The organism is Flavobacterium sp. TS_SC_5 (assembly GCF_056156265.1).
On the sequence record NZ_CM149588.1, the window covers coordinates 404,110 to 424,558 of the forward strand.

General features: G+C 35.1%; 19 protein-coding genes. 15 read left to right on the top strand and 4 right to left on the bottom strand.

Annotated features, from left to right (window positions below; translation table 11 throughout):
* Positions 1-3: 3 nt before the first annotated feature.
* From AC0J6S_RS01805 to pruA, 8 genes are all read left to right on the top strand, one after another.
* Entirely contained in the window at positions 4-1,671 is a 1,668-nt protein-coding gene (locus AC0J6S_RS01805) for a peptidase domain-containing ABC transporter (RefSeq protein ID WP_474955167.1), read from the top strand.
* 2 nt (positions 1,672-1,673) lie between these two features.
* Positions 1,674-3,020 carry an HlyD family secretion protein gene (locus tag AC0J6S_RS01810; RefSeq protein ID WP_474955168.1) on the top strand — a complete coding sequence of 449 codons (1,347 nt, stop codon included), beginning with the start codon at positions 1,674-1,676 and terminating at the stop codon, positions 3,018-3,020.
* Entirely contained in the window at positions 3,020-4,408 is a 1,389-nt protein-coding gene (locus AC0J6S_RS01815; RefSeq protein WP_474955169.1) for a TolC family protein, read from the top strand. The genes AC0J6S_RS01810 and AC0J6S_RS01815 overlap by 1 nt, the downstream gene beginning before the upstream one ends.
* Before the next feature lie 44 nt (positions 4,409-4,452).
* Positions 4,453-5,271 (top strand): type I methionyl aminopeptidase, encoded by an 819-nt coding sequence (gene map / locus AC0J6S_RS01820; RefSeq protein ID WP_474955170.1) that lies wholly within the window; start codon positions 4,453-4,455, stop codon positions 5,269-5,271.
* The gene (locus AC0J6S_RS01825; RefSeq protein WP_474955171.1) at positions 5,271-6,041 is read left to right on the top strand and encodes a methyltransferase domain-containing protein; all 771 of its coding nucleotides are present in this window, start codon (positions 5,271-5,273) and stop codon (positions 6,039-6,041) included. Before map ends, AC0J6S_RS01825 begins: the two co-directional genes overlap by 1 nt.
* Positions 6,042-6,113: 72 nt before the next feature.
* Entirely contained in the window at positions 6,114-7,370 is a 1,257-nt protein-coding gene (locus tag AC0J6S_RS01830; RefSeq protein ID WP_474955172.1) for a type IX secretion system plug protein, read from the top strand.
* Positions 7,371-7,450: 80 nt separating this feature from the next.
* Positions 7,451-7,837, top strand: coding sequence for a Co2+/Mg2+ efflux protein ApaG (apaG, locus tag AC0J6S_RS01835; RefSeq protein ID WP_474955173.1), 387 nt, complete (start codon positions 7,451-7,453; stop codon positions 7,835-7,837).
* A gap of 289 nt (positions 7,838-8,126) precedes the next feature.
* Positions 8,127-9,755 carry an L-glutamate gamma-semialdehyde dehydrogenase gene (pruA, locus tag AC0J6S_RS01840; RefSeq protein ID WP_474955174.1) on the top strand — a complete coding sequence of 543 codons (1,629 nt, stop codon included), beginning with the start codon at positions 8,127-8,129 and terminating at the stop codon, positions 9,753-9,755.
* 123 nt (positions 9,756-9,878) lie between these two features.
* Here the strand turns inward: pruA and AC0J6S_RS01845 are convergent, their stop codons facing one another.
* Both AC0J6S_RS01845 and rsmG read right to left on the bottom strand, forming a co-directional pair.
* Positions 9,879-10,796, bottom strand: coding sequence for an alpha/beta hydrolase (locus AC0J6S_RS01845; RefSeq protein WP_474955175.1), 918 nt, complete (start codon positions 10,794-10,796; stop codon positions 9,879-9,881).
* Between the two features lie 43 nt (positions 10,797-10,839).
* The gene (gene rsmG, locus AC0J6S_RS01850; protein WP_474955176.1) at positions 10,840-11,469 is read right to left on the bottom strand and encodes a 16S rRNA (guanine(527)-N(7))-methyltransferase RsmG; all 630 of its coding nucleotides are present in this window, start codon (positions 11,467-11,469) and stop codon (positions 10,840-10,842) included.
* A gap of 106 nt (positions 11,470-11,575) precedes the next feature.
* Between rsmG and AC0J6S_RS01855 the strand changes: the two genes are divergently transcribed.
* The 5 genes from AC0J6S_RS01855 to purT all read left to right on the top strand — a co-directional run bounded on the left by AC0J6S_RS01855 (position 11,576) and on the right by purT (position 16,825).
* A complete protein-coding gene (locus AC0J6S_RS01855) occupies positions 11,576-12,670 on the top strand; it encodes a fatty acid desaturase family protein (RefSeq protein ID WP_474955177.1) in 1,095 nt (364 codons plus the stop codon).
* Positions 12,671-12,739: 69 nt separating this feature from the next.
* Positions 12,740-13,927, top strand: coding sequence for a pyridoxal phosphate-dependent aminotransferase (locus AC0J6S_RS01860; protein ID WP_113634703.1), 1,188 nt, complete (start codon positions 12,740-12,742; stop codon positions 13,925-13,927).
* 418 nt (positions 13,928-14,345) lie between these two features.
* On the top strand, positions 14,346-15,158 hold the full coding sequence (locus AC0J6S_RS01865; RefSeq protein ID WP_474955178.1) for a hypothetical protein: 813 nt from the start codon (positions 14,346-14,348) through the stop codon (positions 15,156-15,158).
* Positions 15,159-15,245: 87 nt separating this feature from the next.
* On the top strand, positions 15,246-15,602 hold the full coding sequence (locus AC0J6S_RS01870) for a bleomycin resistance protein (RefSeq protein WP_474955179.1): 357 nt from the start codon (positions 15,246-15,248) through the stop codon (positions 15,600-15,602).
* 62 nt (positions 15,603-15,664) lie between these two features.
* Positions 15,665-16,825 carry a formate-dependent phosphoribosylglycinamide formyltransferase gene (gene purT, locus AC0J6S_RS01875; protein ID WP_474955180.1) on the top strand — a complete coding sequence of 387 codons (1,161 nt, stop codon included), beginning with the start codon at positions 15,665-15,667 and terminating at the stop codon, positions 16,823-16,825.
* Positions 16,826-16,931: 106 nt separating this feature from the next.
* Here the strand turns inward: purT and AC0J6S_RS01880 are convergent, their stop codons facing one another.
* A complete protein-coding gene (locus tag AC0J6S_RS01880; RefSeq protein ID WP_474955181.1) occupies positions 16,932-17,795 on the bottom strand; it encodes an AraC family transcriptional regulator in 864 nt (287 codons plus the stop codon).
* A gap of 92 nt (positions 17,796-17,887) precedes the next feature.
* On the opposite strand from AC0J6S_RS01880, the gene AC0J6S_RS01885 reads away from it, so the two are divergent.
* Positions 17,888-18,250 (top strand): DUF983 domain-containing protein, encoded by a 363-nt coding sequence (locus AC0J6S_RS01885; RefSeq protein WP_474955182.1) that lies wholly within the window; start codon positions 17,888-17,890, stop codon positions 18,248-18,250.
* A gap of 39 nt (positions 18,251-18,289) precedes the next feature.
* Positions 18,290-18,607 (top strand): DUF6370 family protein, encoded by a 318-nt coding sequence (locus AC0J6S_RS01890; RefSeq protein ID WP_474955183.1) that lies wholly within the window; start codon positions 18,290-18,292, stop codon positions 18,605-18,607.
* 38 nt (positions 18,608-18,645) lie between these two features.
* Here AC0J6S_RS01890 and AC0J6S_RS01895 read toward each other — a convergent pair whose 3' ends face one another.
* Entirely contained in the window at positions 18,646-20,289 is a 1,644-nt protein-coding gene (locus AC0J6S_RS01895) for a hypothetical protein (RefSeq protein ID WP_474955184.1), read from the bottom strand.
* Positions 20,290-20,449: the final 160 nt, after the last annotated feature.

Consider the following 20,449-nt stretch of genomic DNA (forward strand, 5'->3'; position numbering starts at 1 on the left):
AATATGAAAAATTCCCCATTAAAACGTTTCTTCAATTTACTTGAATTAGATAAAAAAGATGTTTATCAAATATTTTTTTATGCCATTTTTGCAGGATTAATCAGTTTGTCTTTGCCTCTGGGTATTCAGGCTATCATCAACTTTATACAATCCGGAAGAGTAAGCGCCTCTTGGATTGTTTTAATTATTTTGGTGATTTTTGGTGTAGCATTAGTGGGAATTTTATCCTTGATGCAATTGCGGATCACTGAAAATTTACAACAGAAAATATTTGTTCGCGCTTCATTTGAATTTGCAGCCCGTTTGCCCAAAATAAAAATGGATCAATTGTACAATTCCTATCCACCGGAATTAGCCAATCGATTTTTTGACACAATGACCATCCAAAAAGGAACTTCCAAGCTGTTAATTGATTTTTCTGCGGCACTATTGCAAATTACTTTTGGAGTAATTTTACTATCTTTATACCACCCCTATTTCATTCTGTTTGGTGTACTACTTTTTTTCCTTTTGTATTTTATCTTTCGATTCTCTTTTAAATCAGGTCTGGAAACGAGTTTGAAAGAATCAAAATTCAAATATAAAGTAGCAGGCTGGTTACAAGAATTAGCTAGAAATAATTATAGTTTCAAAAATGACCTTCACTACAATTTTGGACTCCAAAAAAATAATAATATCGTTAGTGAGTACTTAAATTACAGGGAGAAACATTTTAGCATCATCAAAAGACAGTTCACCCAATTAATTATTTTTAAAATTTTAATAACTGGTGGATTATTGTCTATCGGAGGTTTTTTGGTATTGTCACAACAAATGAATATTGGCCAATTCGTAGCGGCAGAAATCATTATTTTATTAGTTATTACCTCTGTCGAAAAAATCATCATCGGACTTGAAACATTCTATGACGTACTAACTTCAATTGAAAAAATTGGTCAAGTGACTGACATGGAATTAGAAGAGGAAACCGCTTTTAGCAGCGATACTTGCTATGCTAATATATCATTGGAAATAGAAAATCTTACTTTTAAATTTCCGGACTCCAAGAAGGAAATATTGAGTAATTTATCCCTTAAAATAGAACAAGGAGAAAAAATAGCGATTGAAGGTCCTAATGGTTCTGGGAAAACAACGCTAATTCGCATATTATCCGGTTTATTACAACCTACAGCGGGTACTTTTTACATCAATGACGATACATACAGAAAAATCAACCTAAAGCAATATCGTTCCCAAATTGGCGGTATTATTCATGGCGAAACACCATTTGAAGGAACCCTTTTAGAAAACATTACGTTCAATGACAACTCGATCACTACTGAAAATCTAAAGTGGGCTATTGAGGGCGTCCAACTTTCCAGCTTTGTAAAAACGCTGCCGAAGGGTCTCGAAACCCATATTTTCCCAGAAGGTAAACAATTATCATCTTCCGATGCTGAAAAAGTACTATTGGCTAGAAGTATCATACACAAACCAAAAATCCTTTTTTACGAAGATCCTACGGACATGATGGATATTAAAATTGCTAATGAAATTATCGATTTCCTTACGTCCGAGAAGAACAACTGGACTATAATAGTTTCCTCAAAAAACCCATATTGGAAAACCAAATGCAGTCGTATTATCACTATGGAAAATGGAACTATTCAACTTGATTTAAAAAATAAATAGTAATGCTAAACATATCTGACAATAAAACAAAACTGCCGCCATTAGATCGTTTTACAACGGTGAAAAACCTGGTCAACAGACCTCATTATAAAATTTTAAATAAAATTATTGTAGGGGTTTCAATTATTGGTGTGATAGCACTTTTCCTACCGTGGACACAAAACATTTCAGGCAGCGGAAGCGTTACCACATTAAGACCCGACCAAAGACCGCAGTCCATTCAAAGTGTGATTTCTGGTCGACTTGAGAAATGGTATGTTCAGGAAGGTGATTTTGTAAAGAAAGGCGACACAATCGTATTTATTTCAGAAATCAAAGAGGATTATATGGATCCAAATTTAGTTCAGAATACAAAAAATCAAATAGATGCAAAAAAACAATCTTTGCAATCGTATGGTTCTAAAGTAAGCACGCTCACCGGCCAAATACAAGCCATTGAAAGAGAAAAAGTTTTAAAACTGGAGCAAGCACAAAATAAAATCAAACAATCAGTTTTGAAAATAAAGAGCGACAGTATGGATTTAGTTGCCGTAAAAACCCAGCTAAAGATAGCCAATACACAGTACGATCGTTCTGTTCAGCTGAATAAAGAAGGACTAAAACCGCTTACTGATATTGAAGAAAAAAGGCTGAAATTACAGGAAGTAGAAGCGAAAATTATCACTCAGGAAAACAAATTCTTAACCAGTAAAAACGAGTTTATCAATGCCAAAGTGGAGATAAACAGAATAAGCGCAGAGTATGCAGAGAAAGTTTCGAAAGCCAACAGCGACAAATTCACAGCCCTCAGCAGTCAGTATGACACTGATGCGCAGGTGAACAAACTCGAAAATCAGTATGCAAATTACAGCATTAGAAACGGAATGTATTATATCAAAGCCTCGCAAAACGGATACATCAATAGGGCATTGCAGTCCGGTATAGGGGAAACCATAAAAGAAGGAACCCCAATTGCAAGTATAATGCCATCAAAGTATGACATTGCCGTTGAAACTTTTGTAAATCCAATTGACCTTCCGCTGTTAAGAAAAGGAGAAAAAGTTAGGGTGTGGTTTGATGGCTGGCCTACAATTGTGTTTTCCGGATGGCCCAACATGTCGTATGGTACCTTTGGTGGTGAAATTGTAGCCATTGAAAATTTCATTAGCGTCAATGGTAAATATCGGGTCTTAATATCACCTGATAAAAATGATGAAAAATGGCCTGAACAACTGAGTATTGGAGCTGGAGCGCAAACTATTGCTTTACTAGAAAATGTGCCAGTATGGTTTGAATTGTGGAGATCCTTGAACGGATTCCCTCCTAATTATTACAAACCCGCGGTAAAACCAACAACAGATAAAAAATAATGAAACAACTATTTTTAGCATTTTTATTTTTGGGTTTTGCTGCAACAGCCCAAGATATCACCTCAAAAGAATTCACTTATACAGAGTTCCTGGGGTATGTAAAAAAATACCATCCGCTGGTCAGGAATGCCAACTTAGAAATCAATAAGGCACAAGCTAATTTGATGATGGCCCGTGGTGGTTTTGACCCTAAAATTGAGGTTGATTTCAGCAAAAAACAATTCAAAGACACTGAATATTATTCGATATTAAACAGCAGTTTCAAAATCCCAACTTGGTACGGAATCGAGATTAAAGCGGGTTTCGACAATAGTGACGGCATATACTTGAATCCGCAAAATACCCTTCCCAATCAAGGATTATCCTCCTTAGGAGTGACCGTCCCACTTGGACAAGGGCTGTTTATCAATCAAAGAATGGCGGATGTACGAAAAGCAAAAATGCAAATACAATTGAGTCAGGCAGAACGAAAACTACAGGCTATTGCAGTTTTATATGATGCTTCATTGGCGTATTTTAATTGGAAAAAAAACTTCAGCGAAGTGCAGTTGTACGATGAATATAATGAAAATGCACAAACTAGATTTAAGGGAATTCAATCTTTAATCAATCAAGGAGACAAACCTGCAATTGATAGTGTTGAAGCCGGAATTATTGTTAAAAACAGAAAATTAAGTTTGGAGGATTCAAATCTGAAATTGGCTAAAGCCAAATTAGAACTCGCAAATTTTCTTTGGTTGGAAAACAATATACCGCTAGAATTATCCGATGACTTAATTCCTGAAACCCAATTGGAATTTACGATTCAGGAAAGTTTAAAAACGAATGATTTACTAAACACCGATTTCTCTATCACCAATCATCCAAAAATCAACGCATTGCAAAGCAAGATTGATATGCTTAATGTAGAACGAAAACTGAAAGCCAACATGCTTTTGCCAAAAATTGATGTGGGTTACTCTTATATTTCAGAACCCAGCTATATTGATAATTATCAGTTTGAGGATTATAAAATTGGATTGGATTTTTATTTTCCTTTGTTTCTTCGAAAAGAGCGCGGAAGTTTAAAACTGGCGAAGTTCAAAGTTCAAGAAACAGAATTTACTTTGGACCTTGAAAAAGTACAATTGACTAATAAAATCAATGCCCAAAAAATAGAAATTGAATCATTGCTGAGACAAAAAGAGCTGATAAAAAGTTTGGTCCAGGACAATCTCACGATGTTAAATTCAGAAGAAAGATTATTTTCTTTTGGTGAAAGTTCCTTGTTTTTAATCAATACTAGAGAAAATAATTTAGTAAGCGCACAACTTTCGAAGATTACTTTAGAGAATCGTTTTTATGTTTCGAATTCAGAGCTTTTTAAAATAATGGCTAATCCAGATTAAATAATTTATAAAATTGTACTTTTGCAGACTGAAAAACAAGAATTATGATTATTGTAAAATCTCGTGAAGAAATAGAACTAATGCGCGAAAGTGCGTTGATCGTATCAAAAACATTAGGAATGATTGCTTCTGAAATCAAAGAAGGAGTCACCACTTTATATCTAGACAAATTAGCCGAAACATTTATTCGTGATCATGGTGCGGAACCAAGTTTTCTTGGATTATACGGTTTCCCAAATTCACTTTGCATGAGTCCAAACTCACAAGTGGTGCATGGAATTCCAAATAATAAACCATTGGAAAGCGGTGATGTAATCTCTGTGGATTGTGGTGCTTTTAAAAACGGATACCATGGTGACCATGCCTATTCTTTTGAAATAGGCGAAGTTGCTCCTGAAACTAAAAAATTATTACAGGTTACCAAAGAATCTTTGTACGTAGGAATCCGTGAGTTAAAATTAGGAAACCGCGTTGAAGACGTAGGAAACGCCATTCAAAAATATACCGAATCACATGGTTATGGTGTGGTACGTGAATTAGTAGGTCACGGCTTGGGCCAAAAAATGCATGAAGATCCTGAAATGCCTAATTATGGTAAAAAAGGTAGAGGAAAACTTTTTGTAGAAGGAATGGTTGTCGCCATTGAACCGATGATTAATATGGGAACCCGAAACATCAAGCAGCATAAAGACGGCTGGACAATCACTACAGCTGACGGAAAACCAAGCGCCCATTTTGAGCACGACGTAGCCATTATTGATGGAAAACCGGAAATATTATCCACGTTTGCTTATATCTACAAAGCGTTAGGAATCGTGAGTAATGAGGAAGATGAGTTTAGACAAACACCTTTGGTTCTGTAATGAAAAAACTTTTTAAACTTATACTCAATACTATTCCTCGTCCTTTATTAATTAGGCTGAGTTATGTGGCGCGACCTATTATCGCTTTTTCATTAAGAGGAACTAATTTCACCGATCCAATCGACGGAAAAAGCTTCAAATCGATGTTGCCTTATGGATACGAAACACAGCGAAATAATGTGCTTTCGCCAAGTACACTTTCATTGGAAAGACACCGTTTATTATGGTTGTATTTAAATGAAGAAACCGATTTTTTTACTTCGGTAGCAAAAAAGAAAGTACTACATTTTGCACCAGAGCAAGCTTTTTATAAATTGTTTCGAAACCAAAAAAATCTGGACTACACAACAACCGATTTATTTTCGCCTTTGGCGGATGTAAAAGCAGACATTTGTAATTTGCCTTTTGAAGACAATCAATATGATGTTATTCTTTGTAATCACGTCTTAGAACATATTCCAGACGATACAAAAGCCATGCAGGAATTGTATCGGGTTTTGAAACCGGGGGGAATGGCTATTTTACAAATTCCACAGGATTTATCCAGAGCCACCACTTTTGCCGATGATACTATTACGGATCAAAAAGAACGTGCTAAAATCTTTGGTCAATACGATCACGTTCGGATTTATGGACGCGATTATTTTGATAAATTACGAAGTATTGGTTTTAAAGTAATTGAAGAAGATTACACAAATAAAATCACACCCGAATTAGTAGAAAAATATTGTTTAGCCAAAGGGGAAATTATCCCAGTTTGTTTTAAATAGTTAGTGCTTTTTCAGGAAATAATATCTTAGGGCATAATTCGTTATATTTACATCAAAGCAACTATCACCATTATGCCCACTTCCTTTTTCCAGAAAATAATAGTATTTTTCATTTTTACTTCTGCATTTGCACAAGTAGAAAAAGAAATCGCTCCGCCATACCACATCAAGACGATTTCATTTGTGCAAAATAACCAAAATACAATTCCAATTTTAAAACTGGGCGAAGGATTTCAACTACAATTTGATGATCTTTTTGGCAATGAAGCCAATTATTACTACGAAATAATTCATTGCGATTACAATTGGAATCCAACAGCAATTCCAAAAAACGAATACTTGGAAGGTTTTGACAACCAAAGAATTCAGGATTACACCAATTCATTCAACACTCTACAAATATACTCGCATTACAAATTAGCAATTCCGAATCAGTTTACCCAACAATTGAAAATCAGCGGGAACTATATGATTAAAGTTTTAGATGAGAATAAAGCAGTTGTATTTTCCAGAAAGTTCATTTTATACGAAGATTTGGTTACAGTTCCCATCCAAGTCAAACGAGCCAGAACAATTAATAACATCGAATTAAGGCAAAATTTAGATTTCACTATTCGATCCAATACCATTACTTTTCAAACGCCGTTGCGAAATATCAAAGTATTATTACTGCAAAACGGCCAAATGAATACTGGCATTAAAAATATAGTTCCGCAATACACTATTGGTAATGATTTGATTTACAAATATGATTCGGAAACTCAGTTTTGGGCAGGAAATGAGTTTTTATTTTTCGAAAATAAAGACATCCGTTCAGCAAGCAACAATGTCGCCCGAATTGATTCTAACACACCTATTTACGGTTCATATTTGTACACCAGCGCCGCCAGGGCAAATTTCCCGTATTCCTTTACCCAAGATGTCAATGGAAATTTTGTTGTCAACAATTTAAACTCAGCTAATAACGAAATCGAGGCTGATTATGCCTGGGTTTATTTCAGTCTTTCGGCACCTACATTCCGATTGAATAAAAATATTTATGTTACTGGAATGTTCAACAATTACACGCTGTCCCCAGAATACAAAATGGAGTACAATCCCAAAAAAGCGATTTATGAAAAAGCAATTTTAATTAAACAGGGATTTGCGAATTTTGAATATAAAGTCGCTGACGAAAAAGGAGCAATTGACTATGAAAATGCAATTGACGGTAATTTTTACCAAACAGAAAATGACTACACTATAGTAGTTTATTACAGAGAAAACATTGACCGATACGACAGAGTTGTAGGTAAAGGAATGGCAAATTCGATAAATATTATCAACTAAAAAACTTTTGCTAAATTTGGTAAAACGACACCGTTTTTTTGTAAATTTGTCAATAATAATCAAATATTCTTCCATTTAGTATGGTTTCTCAAATAACAAGAGGCATAAAAATTTCGGTATTGACTAGTTTTGAGGGTACTTACTTCAAAAACTACAAAATTCACTTTGCCTTTAGTTACGTAATCACAATCGAAAATCAAAGTAAGGATTCCGTTCAGCTGATTTCCCGCCATTGGGAAATTTTTGATTCCTTAAATGACATCGAGATCGTTGATGGCGAAGGCGTAATTGGTAAAAAACCCGTCTTAAAACCAGGCGAATTTCACACCTACAGCTCAGGTTGCCTATTGTCGTCCCCTTATGGCGCCATGAAAGGCTATTTCAACATGATCAATTTCACGTCAACAAAAAACTTCAAAGTTATCGTGCCTACTTTTAGGTTATGTGCGCCGTTTGCTTTGAATTAAAATTACTTTTTATTTAAGAGCTAATCCAGCTATACATTTCAAGTTTTAGTCGCCTCCTTTATTTTTTTCTAATTAAAATAAGGAGCTTCTAAAGTCGCTCTTATTTCGCAAGAAAAAATATAATGAGACCACAAAAAGCTTTCCATTTCTATCTGGGCTATAACACGACTTCCACCCACATTGCTTTTAGTTTACACCAAAAAACATCTTTTTTCAAACAATCCTTCGTACTTTTGTGCAATATTTAAAAACACATTACAAGGATTTCTAATTTTATAATTTTACAAATATGTTAAAAGGATTTTTTCATGTACCAAAAGCGGTAAACGAACCAGTAAAAGGATACGCACCAAATTCACCAGAAAAAGCAGCTGTACAAGCAGCTTACACAAAAATGTGGAATTCTAAAATCGATGTGCCTTTATATATCGGAAGCGAAGAAATTAGAACTGGAAACACCAAAAACATGACTGCTCCTCACGATCACAAACACATCGTAGGAACCTATCATTTAGCCGAAAAAACACATGTTGAGCAAGCAATTGCAAATGCACTTGAAGCTAAAACTGCTTGGGCAAATATGGCTTGGGAACAAAGAGCAGCTATATTCCTAAAAGCAGCTGAATTGATTGCCGGTCCATACAGAGCAAGAATAAATGCGGCAACAATGATTGCACAATCTAAAAACATACACCAAGCTGAAATTGATGCTTCTTGTGAATTTATCGATTTTTTACGTTTCAACGTAGAATTCATGACCCAAATTTACAACGATCAGCCAAAATCAAATTCGGATATGTGGAACCGTTTAGAGTACAGACCTCTTGAAGGTTTTGTGTACGCGATTACACCGTTCAACTTTACTGCTATTGCCGGAAATCTTCCTGCAAGTGCTGCTATGATGGGAAATGTTGTGATCTGGAAACCAAGCGACAGCCAAGTTTTCTCAGCACAAATCATCATTGAAGTTTTCAAAGAAGCAGGAGTTCCTGATGGCGTTATCAACGTTGTTTTTGGAGATGCTTTGATGATTACGGATACTGTTTTAGCAAGCCGTGATTTCGCTGGAATTCACTTTACAGGTTCAACTCATGTATTCAAAGATATTTGGGCAAAAATTGGAACAAACATTCACCATTACAAAACCTACCCGAGAATTGTTGGTGAAACTGGAGGAAAAGATTTTATCATCGCACATCCAAGTTCGAATCCAAAACAAGTGGCAACAGGAATTGTTCGTGGTGCATTCGAATTTCAAGGTCAAAAATGTTCTGCAGCTTCAAGATCTTATGTTCCACAAAGTTTGTGGCCAGCTATAAAAGAGCAATTAATCACCGATACAAAATCGATGAAAATGGGTTCTCCTGAAGATTTCGGAAACTTTATTACTGCGGTTATTCACGAAGGTTCTTTCGACAAATTGGCTGGTTTTATTGACCAAGCTAAAAAAGATGCTGATGCTGAAATTATCGTTGGTGGTAATTATGATAAATCTGTCGGTTATTTTATTGAACCAACGATTATCGTAACCACAAATCCTCATTATTCAACAATGGAAACCGAATTGTTCGGACCTGTAATGACGATTTTTGTTTACGAAGATGATCAATGGGAAGAAACTTTAGAACTAGTTGATACCACTTCAGAATATGCGTTAACAGGTGCGGTTTTCAGTCAAGATCGTTATGCAATTGAGCAAGCGACTACCAAATTGCAAAATGCGGCCGGTAATTTCTACATCAATGATAAACCAACGGGGGCTGTTGTAGGAATGCAACCTTTTGGTGGCGCAAGAGCATCAGGAACGAACGACAAAGCAGGTTCAGCATTGAACTTGTTGCGTTGGGCTTCACCAAGAACGATCAAAGAAACTTTTATTACTCCAGTTGATTACAGATACCCGTTTTTAGGAGAATAATTTAGTCCTAAAGTTTGAAAGTCGAAAGTCTGAAAGAACTTTAACAATAACAAAAAAAGCCGAATCTAAAATTTTAGATTCGGCTTTTTGAATATTTAATAAAAAATGATTAGCAACAAAAATCTATTTGGACAGAAATTGATTTGCAAAATTTAGAAAAGCTAGTTGCTGGTCTACAAAAGAATAATGAGAACAATTATCTATAATTTCAAAATTGTCCTTACCAACAACCGTTTCCAAAGTTGACAATTGTTTATCTGAAAAAATTCTATCATTCTTGCCATAAAATGCTTTTATTGGAATACCAATCTTAATTATGTTTTTTAAAATTGGTATTGTATTTAAATTGTTTTTCATTTCATTTTTGTAAAACTTTATAGGTGATTCTAAATTCCTATAACTTGTTTTGTAAATATATGTTTCTGCATAATCAGATCTTAACTTCTCACTTTCAAAAGTTGGACTTGGCATATTGAAAAAATGCAATTGATCTGCAATTTCAAAACATTGTTTTCTATATAAAGCTGAATCTTTTCTAAGTTTTTTGGTACTTCTAATTTGATTTATTTTTAAAGAATCATTTTTAAACTGCTTTTTTGCTTCTCTCAGTATATGATCATAGGTTTTTTGTTGAGAAAATAAACCATCAACTAAAATTAAGCTTTTTACCTTTTCTGGGAATTCATTGGTAAACAATGTTGCAACAATCCCCCCGAAACTGTGAGCAATAAGACTTGCTTTCTCAATACCATAAATTTTATAAATTTCCTGTAAATCTTCAAAACTTTCATTGAATGTCATTGTCGCATTCACATCTTTAGAACGACCTTCTCCTCGCCTGTCATAAACAATTACGTAAAAACCTTTTTCTGCTAATTTTTGTGCAGTTGTAGCTTCAAATAAATTAGAATTCCCACTAGGACCTCCGTGAATAAAAATTACCGGCGGATTTTTAGAATCACCGAAATGTTGCATATAAATATTCTGCGCACTTATTGAATTTACAACCGTAAAAAATAAAATCAATAATATTTGCCTCATAATTTTAAAAGGAAATCTATATTTTAAAATTTCAACCAAACGACTATAATTGAAACTTCAACGGCAAATGCACCACTTTCTTAGTTTCAAAGAATTCATCTTCAAAGAAATCAGCTAAATTGTATTCAGTAGCTTTCGGGAAATCCTTCAATTCTTCAGTTAAGTCTCCTCCCTTTAAATAGAGAATTCCGTTTTTCAATTCGTGTTTGTTGTTCTTTTTGATTTTGGTTTTTACCCAAGAAACAAAATCCGGCATATTCGTTACGGCACGACTCACGATAAAATCGAAATCTCCCTTCACGTTTTCGGCACGCATTTGCTCGGCTTTTACATTTTTCAAGTCCAAACCTTCAGCAACAGCCTGAACCACTTTTATTTTCTTGGCAATAATATCAATCAAATAAAAACGCGTTTCAGGAAAAAGAATCGCCAATGGAATTCCAGGAAATCCGCCACCTGTTCCAACATCCAAAACATAAGTTCCTGGTTCGAAATTTATAATTTTGGCAATTCCCAACGAATGCAAAATATGTTTGGTGTACAAAGCATCAATATCTTTTCTCGAAATAACATTGATTTTTTCGTTCCAATCATGGTATAAAAAATCCAGCTTTTCGAACTGCTCTTTCTGAATATCAGTTAAATTAGGAAAATACCTAAGAATCTCGTCCATCTATTATTTTTTTTAACAAAAGTAATACTTTACAGTTAAAATATTTATCCCAATTTTGTATATCGAAAAATTTATAATAATTACCTTTGAACTTTATTGAAAATATATGAATAATAATGCTCCAACATTTGCTAAGCAAGATAGCTTAAAGTTCTTTAGAACACTTAACTCACGTGTTAACAACTACTTTAAAGAGAACAACATCCCAAAGACAGGCAACTGGAAACTATATTTAAAAACCATAATTTTGTTTTCTGTTTTTCTTGCACCTTACTTTATAATTTTGACCCTTGGTATGCCATTTTGGGCACATATTCTGTTGACAATTGTTATGGGAATTGGAATGGCCGGCGTAGGAATGAATGTGATGCACGATGGAAATCACGGTTCGTATTCTAACAAAACCTGGGTTAACAAATTCATGGGAGGAACTATTTATGTACTGGCAGGAAATGTATACAACTGGCAAGTGCAACACAATGTTTTGCACCATACTTATACAAACATTCCGGGTCACGATGAGGACTTGGACGCAGGACGCGTTATTCGTTTTACAAAAGATGCAAAATGGTACAATTTTCACCGTTTTCAACAATATTATTCTGTTTTTCTTTATGGATTGCTAACCTTCAACTGGGCAATCACAACTGATTTTAAACAGATGCGTAATTATATTAAAAGGAAATTATCGTACGGAGAATTAAAAAGTCCGAAAATACTTTGGACGACTTTAATTATCACAAAAGTAATTTATGTTTCAATCTGGATTGTTTTACCTATCGTTATTGGAATTACTTGGTGGAAAGTATTAATTGGTTTCTTCGTGATGCATTACACTGCAGGATTAATTCTGAGTGTTGTATTCCAATTGGCACACGTTGTAGAAGAAACAACCAATCCATCACCAAATGAATTAGGTGAAATGGACAATACTTGGGCGATACACCAATTGTTTACCACTACTAATTTTGCTCCAAAAAACAAAATCGTAAACTGGTACACCGGAGGATTAAATCACCAAATTGAGCACCATATTTTTCCAAATATCAGTCACGTACATTATGGAAAAATTGCTAGCATCGTAAAAGAAACGGCTCAAGAATGCAACTTGCCGTATTACGAATACAAAACAATGCGAAGTGCTGTTATTGCCCATTTCAAGCATTTGAAAGAGTTGGGAATGAAACCGGAACTTACATAGTCATATAACACCTAGAGATGCACTGCGGTGCAGCTCTACTAATTAATAAACTAACTACAACCTATTACAATGAATCCATTATCCGATAGAATTAACAATCTAGCAACATCACAAACACTAGCAATGGCTGCTTTGGCCAGAGAATTAAAAGCACAAGGAAAAGACATTATCAGTTTAAGTTTAGGCGAACCTGATTTTAATACGCCTGACTTTATCAAAGAAGCAGCAAAAAAAGCGATTGACGAAAATTACAGCACTTATTCTCCAGTAGAAGGATATGCTGAATTAAAAGAAGCCATCTGCAGAAAATTCAAAAGAGACAATGATTTAGACTACAAACCGTCTCAAATTGTAGTTTCAACAGGAGCAAAACAATCCTTATACAACATTGCACAAGTAATGTTAAACGATGGTGACGAGGTGATTTTACCGGCACCTTACTGGGTTTCTTATTTCGAAATCGTAAAATTATCCGGTGGAGTTCCTGTAGAAGTTCCTACATCTGTAGATACTGATTTCAAAATCACACCAGAACAATTAGAAGCAGCCATCACGCCAAAAACAAAAATGATGTGGTTCAGTTCTCCTTGTAATCCAAGTGGATCTGTTTATAATAGAGAAGAATTAACGGCTCTTGCCAAAGTGTTGGAGAAATATCCGCATGTATATATTGTAGCTGACGAAATCTACGAGCACATCAATTTCTCAGGGACTTTTTGCAGCATCGCATCCATCCCAGGAATGTTAGAAAGAACAATCACTGTAAATGGAGTTGCTAAAGCTTTCGCCATGACAGGATGGAGAATTGGATACATTGGAGCGCCAGAATTCATTGCCAAAGCCTGTACAAAAATTCAAGGTCAAGTAACCTCAGGAGCAAATTCTATCGCACAACGCGCTACCATTACAGCAGTAGATGCTGATCCAAGTGTATTGAAACACATGGTTGACGCTTTCCATAGCCGTAGAGATTTAGTGGTTGGATTATTAAAAGAAATTCCAGGAGTAAAAATCAACGTTCCTGAAGGAGCTTTTTACGTATTCCCGGACATTTCTTCTTTCTTCGGAAAAACATTAAAAGGAACCGAAATCAAAAATGCAATGGATTTATCAATGTACCTTTTGGCCGAAGCTAACGTAGCAACGGTGACAGGTGACGCTTTTGGAAATCCTGACTGTATTCGTTTCTCTTACGCAACCAGCGACGAGATCTTGAAAGAAGCATTAAAAAGAATCAAAGATGCTTTGGCACTATAGTCAAAACTCATAAAATCGAAAGTTAGAAAGTCAAAAATCCAACTTATAATACCATCAAAGCCTCAAGATATTCTTGGGGTTTTATTGTTTTTGGGCGTGACCACAAGGGTCGGGCTTTCCGCTTCAATCTTTATATTTTTAAAGAAAAAATATAAAGGATTTCCACTGCACTCCCTCACGCAAACCCTGCAAAAATCCTAATTTTTCTAATATAGTACGGATTGTTTGTAAGCTGTTCCTACACATATAAACTATATAATAAAAACAATGAAATTTCTGATGATTTTTGTTTTTAATTTTATATTTTTAGAGAGATAAATTGAATGCTATAAAATAGCATTCGTATAAAATTTTGGCAGATTAAAGCTATTTTAGAGGCTTCAATTTATAATTCTTTATGTAAATTAAAAATACATCGATGAGAAATCCAACTCTATATGGTCTAAAACAAAAATCAGACATAAATATTACTTACAATGCAGGAACTAAAACTATCATTAAAACTAATGGTTGCAATGTAGATACGGATTATATTGATATTTCTGAGGAAATTTGTTTTTCAATCCCTAGTCATATTTCTATTAATGGAATTCCACTTTTCCCCTCAAAATATGAGTTCATAAATGTTGGTGAAGTAATTTATTCTAAATCACAACCTCCGAAATTGGACATAAAATTAACTGACTCGAATGTCTTTTCTGAAAGGGCTAAAATCAAACAAAATACTATAACGATAGACTCACTCAAGCTTACAGATTTAAATAGGAAAAGAACTCCTTCTCAATTACAGGTTATGAAAGAAAGTGCTACCAATCACTCTCTAAAATTAATTGAAGAAGGCGTCCTAATAATTCCTGATAAAATAAAATCTAATATTTCTTGGCATTGGTGTCATTTAATATCCTTTCGAATGCTTCCAACAGAAAAAGCTCAAAAAAAAAACAACTTATTTTGCGGAACAGCAGCTTGTAATGGACATATGACGAATATTGAAGCAGCTGTAAAAAGATTTATTTATGAGTTTAAAAGACCATTAAGTCTTGAAGTTACCGTTACCACTTATCGAGACACGGAAGTTGCCAGAAGAATAAGATATAGTGTTTATGATAAAAAAGGATCTAAAGAGTTACACTGTGAATATTTTGATGCTTTAACTACATCAAAAACAGATGTTCTTGATTATGAGAGTATATATAATCGAATGTTAAAAAGCTTTAAAATAGAAATTTAAAAAAACCAACAGCCCAAAACTCCTTTATGCACCTTCATAAAAAGCCAAAAAACAAATAACCACATCAACATTAATAATAAAACCACCATGCTCACCGCCATCAACCCAAAGTTACCCATGCGTAACAAAGCAATTACACGGAATTTCTATATCAAACAATTGGGTTTTCAGGAATTGGGTAGCGCGGATTTTGACGCGTATTTGATGGTGCAAAAAGACAGCATTGAAATTCATTTTTTTGAATTTGCTACCCTTGATTCTGTTGAAAATTACTCAGGAGTTTACATTCGGGTGCAGGATATTGAAACTGTTTATAGCAACTTCTTGAACAACGGCGTTGCCATTCATCCCAATGGTCCTCTGGAAATCAAACCTTGGGGACAAAAAGAATTTTCAATTTTGGATCCGGATCATAATCTATTGACTTTCGGGCAAAGTTTATAGCGAATGGGCAGTCATAAAAAAGCAATTTAGTATTTTTACATTCTAATTAAGACTTCAAAAAAATGAAAATACTACTGCTAGGCTCAGGCGAATTAGGAAAAGAATTTACAATCGCAGCACAACGCATCGGACAAACCGTAATCGCTGTGGACAGTTACGAAAATGCTCCGGCAATGCAAGTTGCCCATGATTTTGAAGTCATCAATATGCTGGACGGAGATGCGTTAGACAAAATCGTCACCAAACACCAACCAGATTTCATCGTTCCTGAAATCGAAGCCATTAGAACCGAACGTTTTTATGATTACGAGAAGCAAGGAATCACCGTAGTTCCTTCTGCGAAAGCGGCGAACTTCACTATGAATAGGAAAGCAATCCGAGATTTAGCATCCAAAGAATTAGGATTAAAAACCGCCAAGTATCACTACGCCACCACTGCAGAGGAATTACAAAAAGGAGTTGAAGCCGTTGGAATGCCCTGCGTGGTAAAACCCTTAATGTCTTCGTCCGGAAAAGGACAATCAACCATAAAAACCGAAGCGGATATCGAAAAAGCATGGAATTATGCTGTGGAAGGTTCCCGCGGCGATGTGGTAGAGGTAATTGTAGAAGCATTTGTCAAATTTAATTCGGAAATCACTTTATTAACCGTTGTTCAAAATAATAACCCAACACTTTTTTGTGCGCCAATAGGTCACCGTCAAGAACGTGGCGATTATCAGGAAAGCTGGCAACCCGCCAGAATATCTGACAAGGATTTGTACGAAGCGCAAGACATGGCCGAAAAAGTAACCGAAGCTTTGGGTGGCGCAGGACTTTTTGGAGTCGAATTTTTCTTGGCTGATGATGGCGTTTATTTCTCGGAATTATCGCCTCGACCTCATGATACCGGAATGGTGACATTAGCCGGAACACAAAACTTCAACGAATTCGAATTGCACTTACGAGCGATTTTGAGTTTGCCTATTTTCGAAATTACATTAGAAAAATCGGGAGCTAGCGCTGTAATTTTAGCTTCGGAAAATTATACAAATCCAACCTATTCCGGAATAGAAAATATTGCCGCTTTACCAAAAACTGATTTCAGAATCTTTGGCAAACCAACTTCAAGACCGTATAGAAGAATGGCTGTAGCTTTAGTCAATGATACTTTAGAAACTCCAATTGAAGAAGTGGTAGAAAAAGCGAAGAAAGCAGCCAGTTTGGTTACCGTGCATTCGTAATTTACTATAGATAATATTGTCAAGTCGAGCGCAGTCGAAACTAAACGGTTAGTCTCGACTGCGCTCGACTTGACAAACGTCTTAAGGAAACGACATTGACCCCCCATTACTTTTTAGAAGTACTAAAATCTGTCGGAGTCATTCCAGTATGTTTCTTGAAAAATCGGGTGAAATACGAATAATCATCAAAGCCTAATTCCGTTGCAATTTCATTGACGGTAAACTTTTTATCCATCAGCATGCGTTTCGCTTCAAGGATAATTCTAGCTGTAATCACTTCGGTTGTGGTTTTTTGTAACATTTCATTGCAAATCCTGTTCAAGTGTTTCAAAGTAATATTGAGTTGTGAAGCGTAGAAAAAAGGCGCCTTTTCTGTTTTAAAATTATTCTCTAAGAGCACTTCCAAATTTTTAATTTTCACATTATACGAATGTGCTTCGTGCAGCTGTGTTTCACTATATTTTCTGGCAATTTCAATGTGAATAACATCCAACAAATTCATGATTTTATCTTGCTTCAAAAGCTGATTCGATTGTGTTTCTTCAATCAGACTTTCAAAATAAGGCAGAATCGCTTTCAATTCGGATGCGCCAAAAACCATTTCCGGTTTATTGTCCACCGAGGAATAAAATGGATAGTCGGCGATTGTTTTTTGTCCAAAATAAAGATTATACATTTCCTGCGAGTAGAAAATTACGAATCCTTCCACGTCATCAGATAAATTCCAATTGTGCATTTGTCCAGGTTGCAGGAAAAAAATACTTCCCGGCTGAATCGTCAATATATCGAAATCAATTTCATGCGTTCCCGAACCTTTGGTAAAAAAAACCAACACATACGAATTATGACGATGCGGTTCCTCAACAAAACTATGATCAATTAAGTGATTTTTAAAGGTATTAATATACAAATCACTATTCACAGAATTGCAGTTAAACCGCTGAATGTTATAAATAGGATATTTTTTCATTTTGCTCAAAATGTCTTTATTGTGCTATAATTAGCGAATATAGAAAACATACATGATATGAATAAGAAATACCTTTGATAAAAATAATTACGATGTCAAAATCAATTATCCATATCCTAAATAATGATTGCCCTCATTGTCTTAAAGGCAAAGTTTTCAATGAAAAAAGTATCTTTTTCAATTTTGGATTCCCTAAAATGAACGAATATTGTTCTCATTGCAATTATAAATTCGAAAAAGAACCCGGTTACTTTTTTGGAGCCATGTATGTCAATTATGGTTTAACAGTAGCGCAAGGAATTGCAACCTATGTTATTGCCCAATTCTTCTTTACCGAAACTTTCGATTTACGAATCATTCCAATTATTGCCGTGGTGATAATTGCAATGGCTTCCATCAACATTCGTCTTTCGAGATTATTGTGGATTTACATGTTTAAAAATTATTCGATGTAAAAAAATCTGTATCTTAGCTAAAGTGAAATTTAAATCATTATGAAAAAGATACTGTACTTAGCTATGTTGTTCTCCGCAACATTTGCAAGTGCTCAGGAAAAAAAAGAAGAACCAAAACCTCAAATTGTCGAAGCCTCCTGTGGACAATGCCAGTTTGGGATGGAAGGACACGGTTGTGAATTAGCCGTTCGCATTGACGGAAAATCTTATTTTGTTGACGGAAGTTCCATCGACTCCCACGGAGATGCACATGCCGATGATGGTTTTTGTGCGGCAATAAGAAAAGCTGAAGTTACTGGCAAAGTAGTTAATAATCGGTTCAAAGCTACTTCTTTTAAACTGTTGCAAAAAAAATAAAAAAAGGGCTTAAAGAATTTTCTTTAAGCCCTTTTTTATCAATTCGATTTCATAATCAATTTGAGATTACTATTCTCAAAAGTTGATATATCAATAACTTCTTCTAAATCTACATCGAAAGAAATTGTGACACTGTCGCCCACCATTGTCACCGGCAATTGATTGGATATTTGTGAAGAACCTACAAAAATATTAGGATAATCTTTGACTTTAAAATAATAGAAGCTATTCCCGTTTTTTACATCATTTTGGATTCGCGTCACGACTGATTTCAGCGATTTTTTATTAGAAACACTATTGGGATTTATTTTATTATCCGCCATATTATAGACGTTTTTAAACGAAGTCAAGGTTTCTCGCATCGTATTGCCCACGCCCACAATCGTATAATCTGAAATGGCAACCATCGCAAACATTTTAACCAAGCCGCCGTCATCTTTCAGCGTCATCACATAGGTGGGGATATTATTAATATTGTACGGAATAGGCAAAGACGCCTTATATCCTTTCTCTTGAACTTTCCCTTGTGCCGAACTTTGAGCCGCATATTCCGTTGCGCCACTTTGTTTATAAAAAGTAGTTTCTTTAGTTCTGGTATCCACCAAAACAAAACCTACCGCAGATTCCTCTTTCCCAACGGAAGTCAATCCCGTATACCAATACGATTTATTATCTTTTCCGTAAACCAATGTCAACCCTTCCGTAATTTGAAGTTTATCCTGATTAGAAAAATTCCAATATCCATGAACATATTCGCCCCAATCATTCAACTGATCTTCAATGAAATCCAAAGGCTGAATTCGGTCCACCCATTTTGGCGTTTTAGCAATTGAATATTCATTTATAACACCCGATTGCGCATCAACCACAATAACACCGATGGCTTCTTTTCCGGAGAAACCAATTTTTTTTTCATATTTCGTAACAATCCAAAACGGGTTTCCAGCATCATCAATCTCAAAACTAAAATCAGCCAAACCAACCGTAGCATTTCCGTTAAAATAAACGTGTCGGTGAATATCACTTTGAAAATAGGCGCCTTGCTGGTACTTAATTTTAATATCCTTCCCTGCTATATTCTGAACTAATTTTACATCACGCTCATTGGTTGCAGAAACCATAACATATCCCGCAGTTCCTTCTTGGTTATTAAACCATTTCAAAAAACCCGAATGCAATAAAGGTGCAACCCAATACAAATCGTCGTTTACTTTTTGGATACAAAAATCTCCTAATTCGACTTGGCTTCCCAAAGCAGGTTGCGAACCTAAAATTTTCTCTCCCAAAAGATGGGCTAGTTCTTCATCAACCACACGGATTTTATCAATCGAAATTGGCGCTATGTGATTGGTGATTTTTTGGCCATTTTTCACCTCGCCTATCAATTTTTGATACGAATCGCTTCGGAACATTTTTATGCTGGTTACAAAAGGAAGCGCAATGCAGTATACCAAAAGCACTATTGCCAAAACAAATAAAATCTTGTTAGGTTTTGAGACAATCTTGACCTGTTTTGTTTGCTGCGAGACTGTCAATCCAAGAGAAAACACAATGGCTAGAATCACTAAAACCAACAAAATAAAGGCAAAACCTGTAAAACCATAATTGATTACCGGAAGGTTGCCATAAAATAAGAAAAAACCAAAAAGGAATAAGAAAACAATACCAACTATCTTTTTCATAACGCTGTTTTATATACTTCGTTAGTAAACACAAAACGAAAAATGTTACAGAAAAAAGTAGTAATAAATCAATATTAAAGACCAAAAAAATGTTCTGATTTGGATCAAAAAAGCTAAAAATACAACTTTCAACTATTTATAAGGTTTTGTTAATATTGGT

Excerpts from the sequence above, each read along its gene's own strand:
- AC0J6S_RS01805 (WP_474955167.1), top strand. The coding sequence starts at position 4 with ATGAAAAATTCCCCATTAAAACGTTTCTTCAATTTACTTGAATTAGAT.
- AC0J6S_RS01810 (WP_474955168.1), top strand. The coding sequence starts at position 1,674 with ATGCTAAACATATCTGACAATAAAACAAAACTGCCGCCATTAGATCGT.
- AC0J6S_RS01815 (WP_474955169.1), top strand. The coding sequence starts at position 3,020 with ATGAAACAACTATTTTTAGCATTTTTATTTTTGGGTTTTGCTGCAACA.
- map (WP_474955170.1), top strand. The coding sequence starts at position 4,453 with ATGATTATTGTAAAATCTCGTGAAGAAATAGAACTAATGCGCGAAAGT.
- AC0J6S_RS01825 (WP_474955171.1), top strand. The coding sequence starts at position 5,271 with ATGAAAAAACTTTTTAAACTTATACTCAATACTATTCCTCGTCCTTTA.
- AC0J6S_RS01830 (WP_474955172.1), top strand. The coding sequence starts at position 6,114 with ATGCCCACTTCCTTTTTCCAGAAAATAATAGTATTTTTCATTTTTACT.
- apaG (WP_474955173.1), top strand. The coding sequence starts at position 7,451 with ATGGTTTCTCAAATAACAAGAGGCATAAAAATTTCGGTATTGACTAGT.
- pruA (WP_474955174.1), top strand. The coding sequence starts at position 8,127 with ATGTTAAAAGGATTTTTTCATGTACCAAAAGCGGTAAACGAACCAGTA.
- AC0J6S_RS01845 (WP_474955175.1), bottom strand. The coding sequence starts at position 10,796 with ATGAGGCAAATATTATTGATTTTATTTTTTACGGTTGTAAATTCAATA.
- rsmG (WP_474955176.1), bottom strand. The coding sequence starts at position 11,469 with ATGGACGAGATTCTTAGGTATTTTCCTAATTTAACTGATATTCAGAAA.
- AC0J6S_RS01855 (WP_474955177.1), top strand. The coding sequence starts at position 11,576 with ATGAATAATAATGCTCCAACATTTGCTAAGCAAGATAGCTTAAAGTTC.
- AC0J6S_RS01860 (WP_113634703.1), top strand. The coding sequence starts at position 12,740 with ATGAATCCATTATCCGATAGAATTAACAATCTAGCAACATCACAAACA.
- AC0J6S_RS01865 (WP_474955178.1), top strand. The coding sequence starts at position 14,346 with ATGAGAAATCCAACTCTATATGGTCTAAAACAAAAATCAGACATAAAT.
- AC0J6S_RS01870 (WP_474955179.1), top strand. The coding sequence starts at position 15,246 with ATGCTCACCGCCATCAACCCAAAGTTACCCATGCGTAACAAAGCAATT.
- purT (WP_474955180.1), top strand. The coding sequence starts at position 15,665 with ATGAAAATACTACTGCTAGGCTCAGGCGAATTAGGAAAAGAATTTACA.
- AC0J6S_RS01880 (WP_474955181.1), bottom strand. The coding sequence starts at position 17,795 with ATGAAAAAATATCCTATTTATAACATTCAGCGGTTTAACTGCAATTCT.
- AC0J6S_RS01885 (WP_474955182.1), top strand. The coding sequence starts at position 17,888 with ATGTCAAAATCAATTATCCATATCCTAAATAATGATTGCCCTCATTGT.
- AC0J6S_RS01890 (WP_474955183.1), top strand. The coding sequence starts at position 18,290 with ATGAAAAAGATACTGTACTTAGCTATGTTGTTCTCCGCAACATTTGCA.
- AC0J6S_RS01895 (WP_474955184.1), bottom strand. The coding sequence starts at position 20,289 with ATGAAAAAGATAGTTGGTATTGTTTTCTTATTCCTTTTTGGTTTTTTC.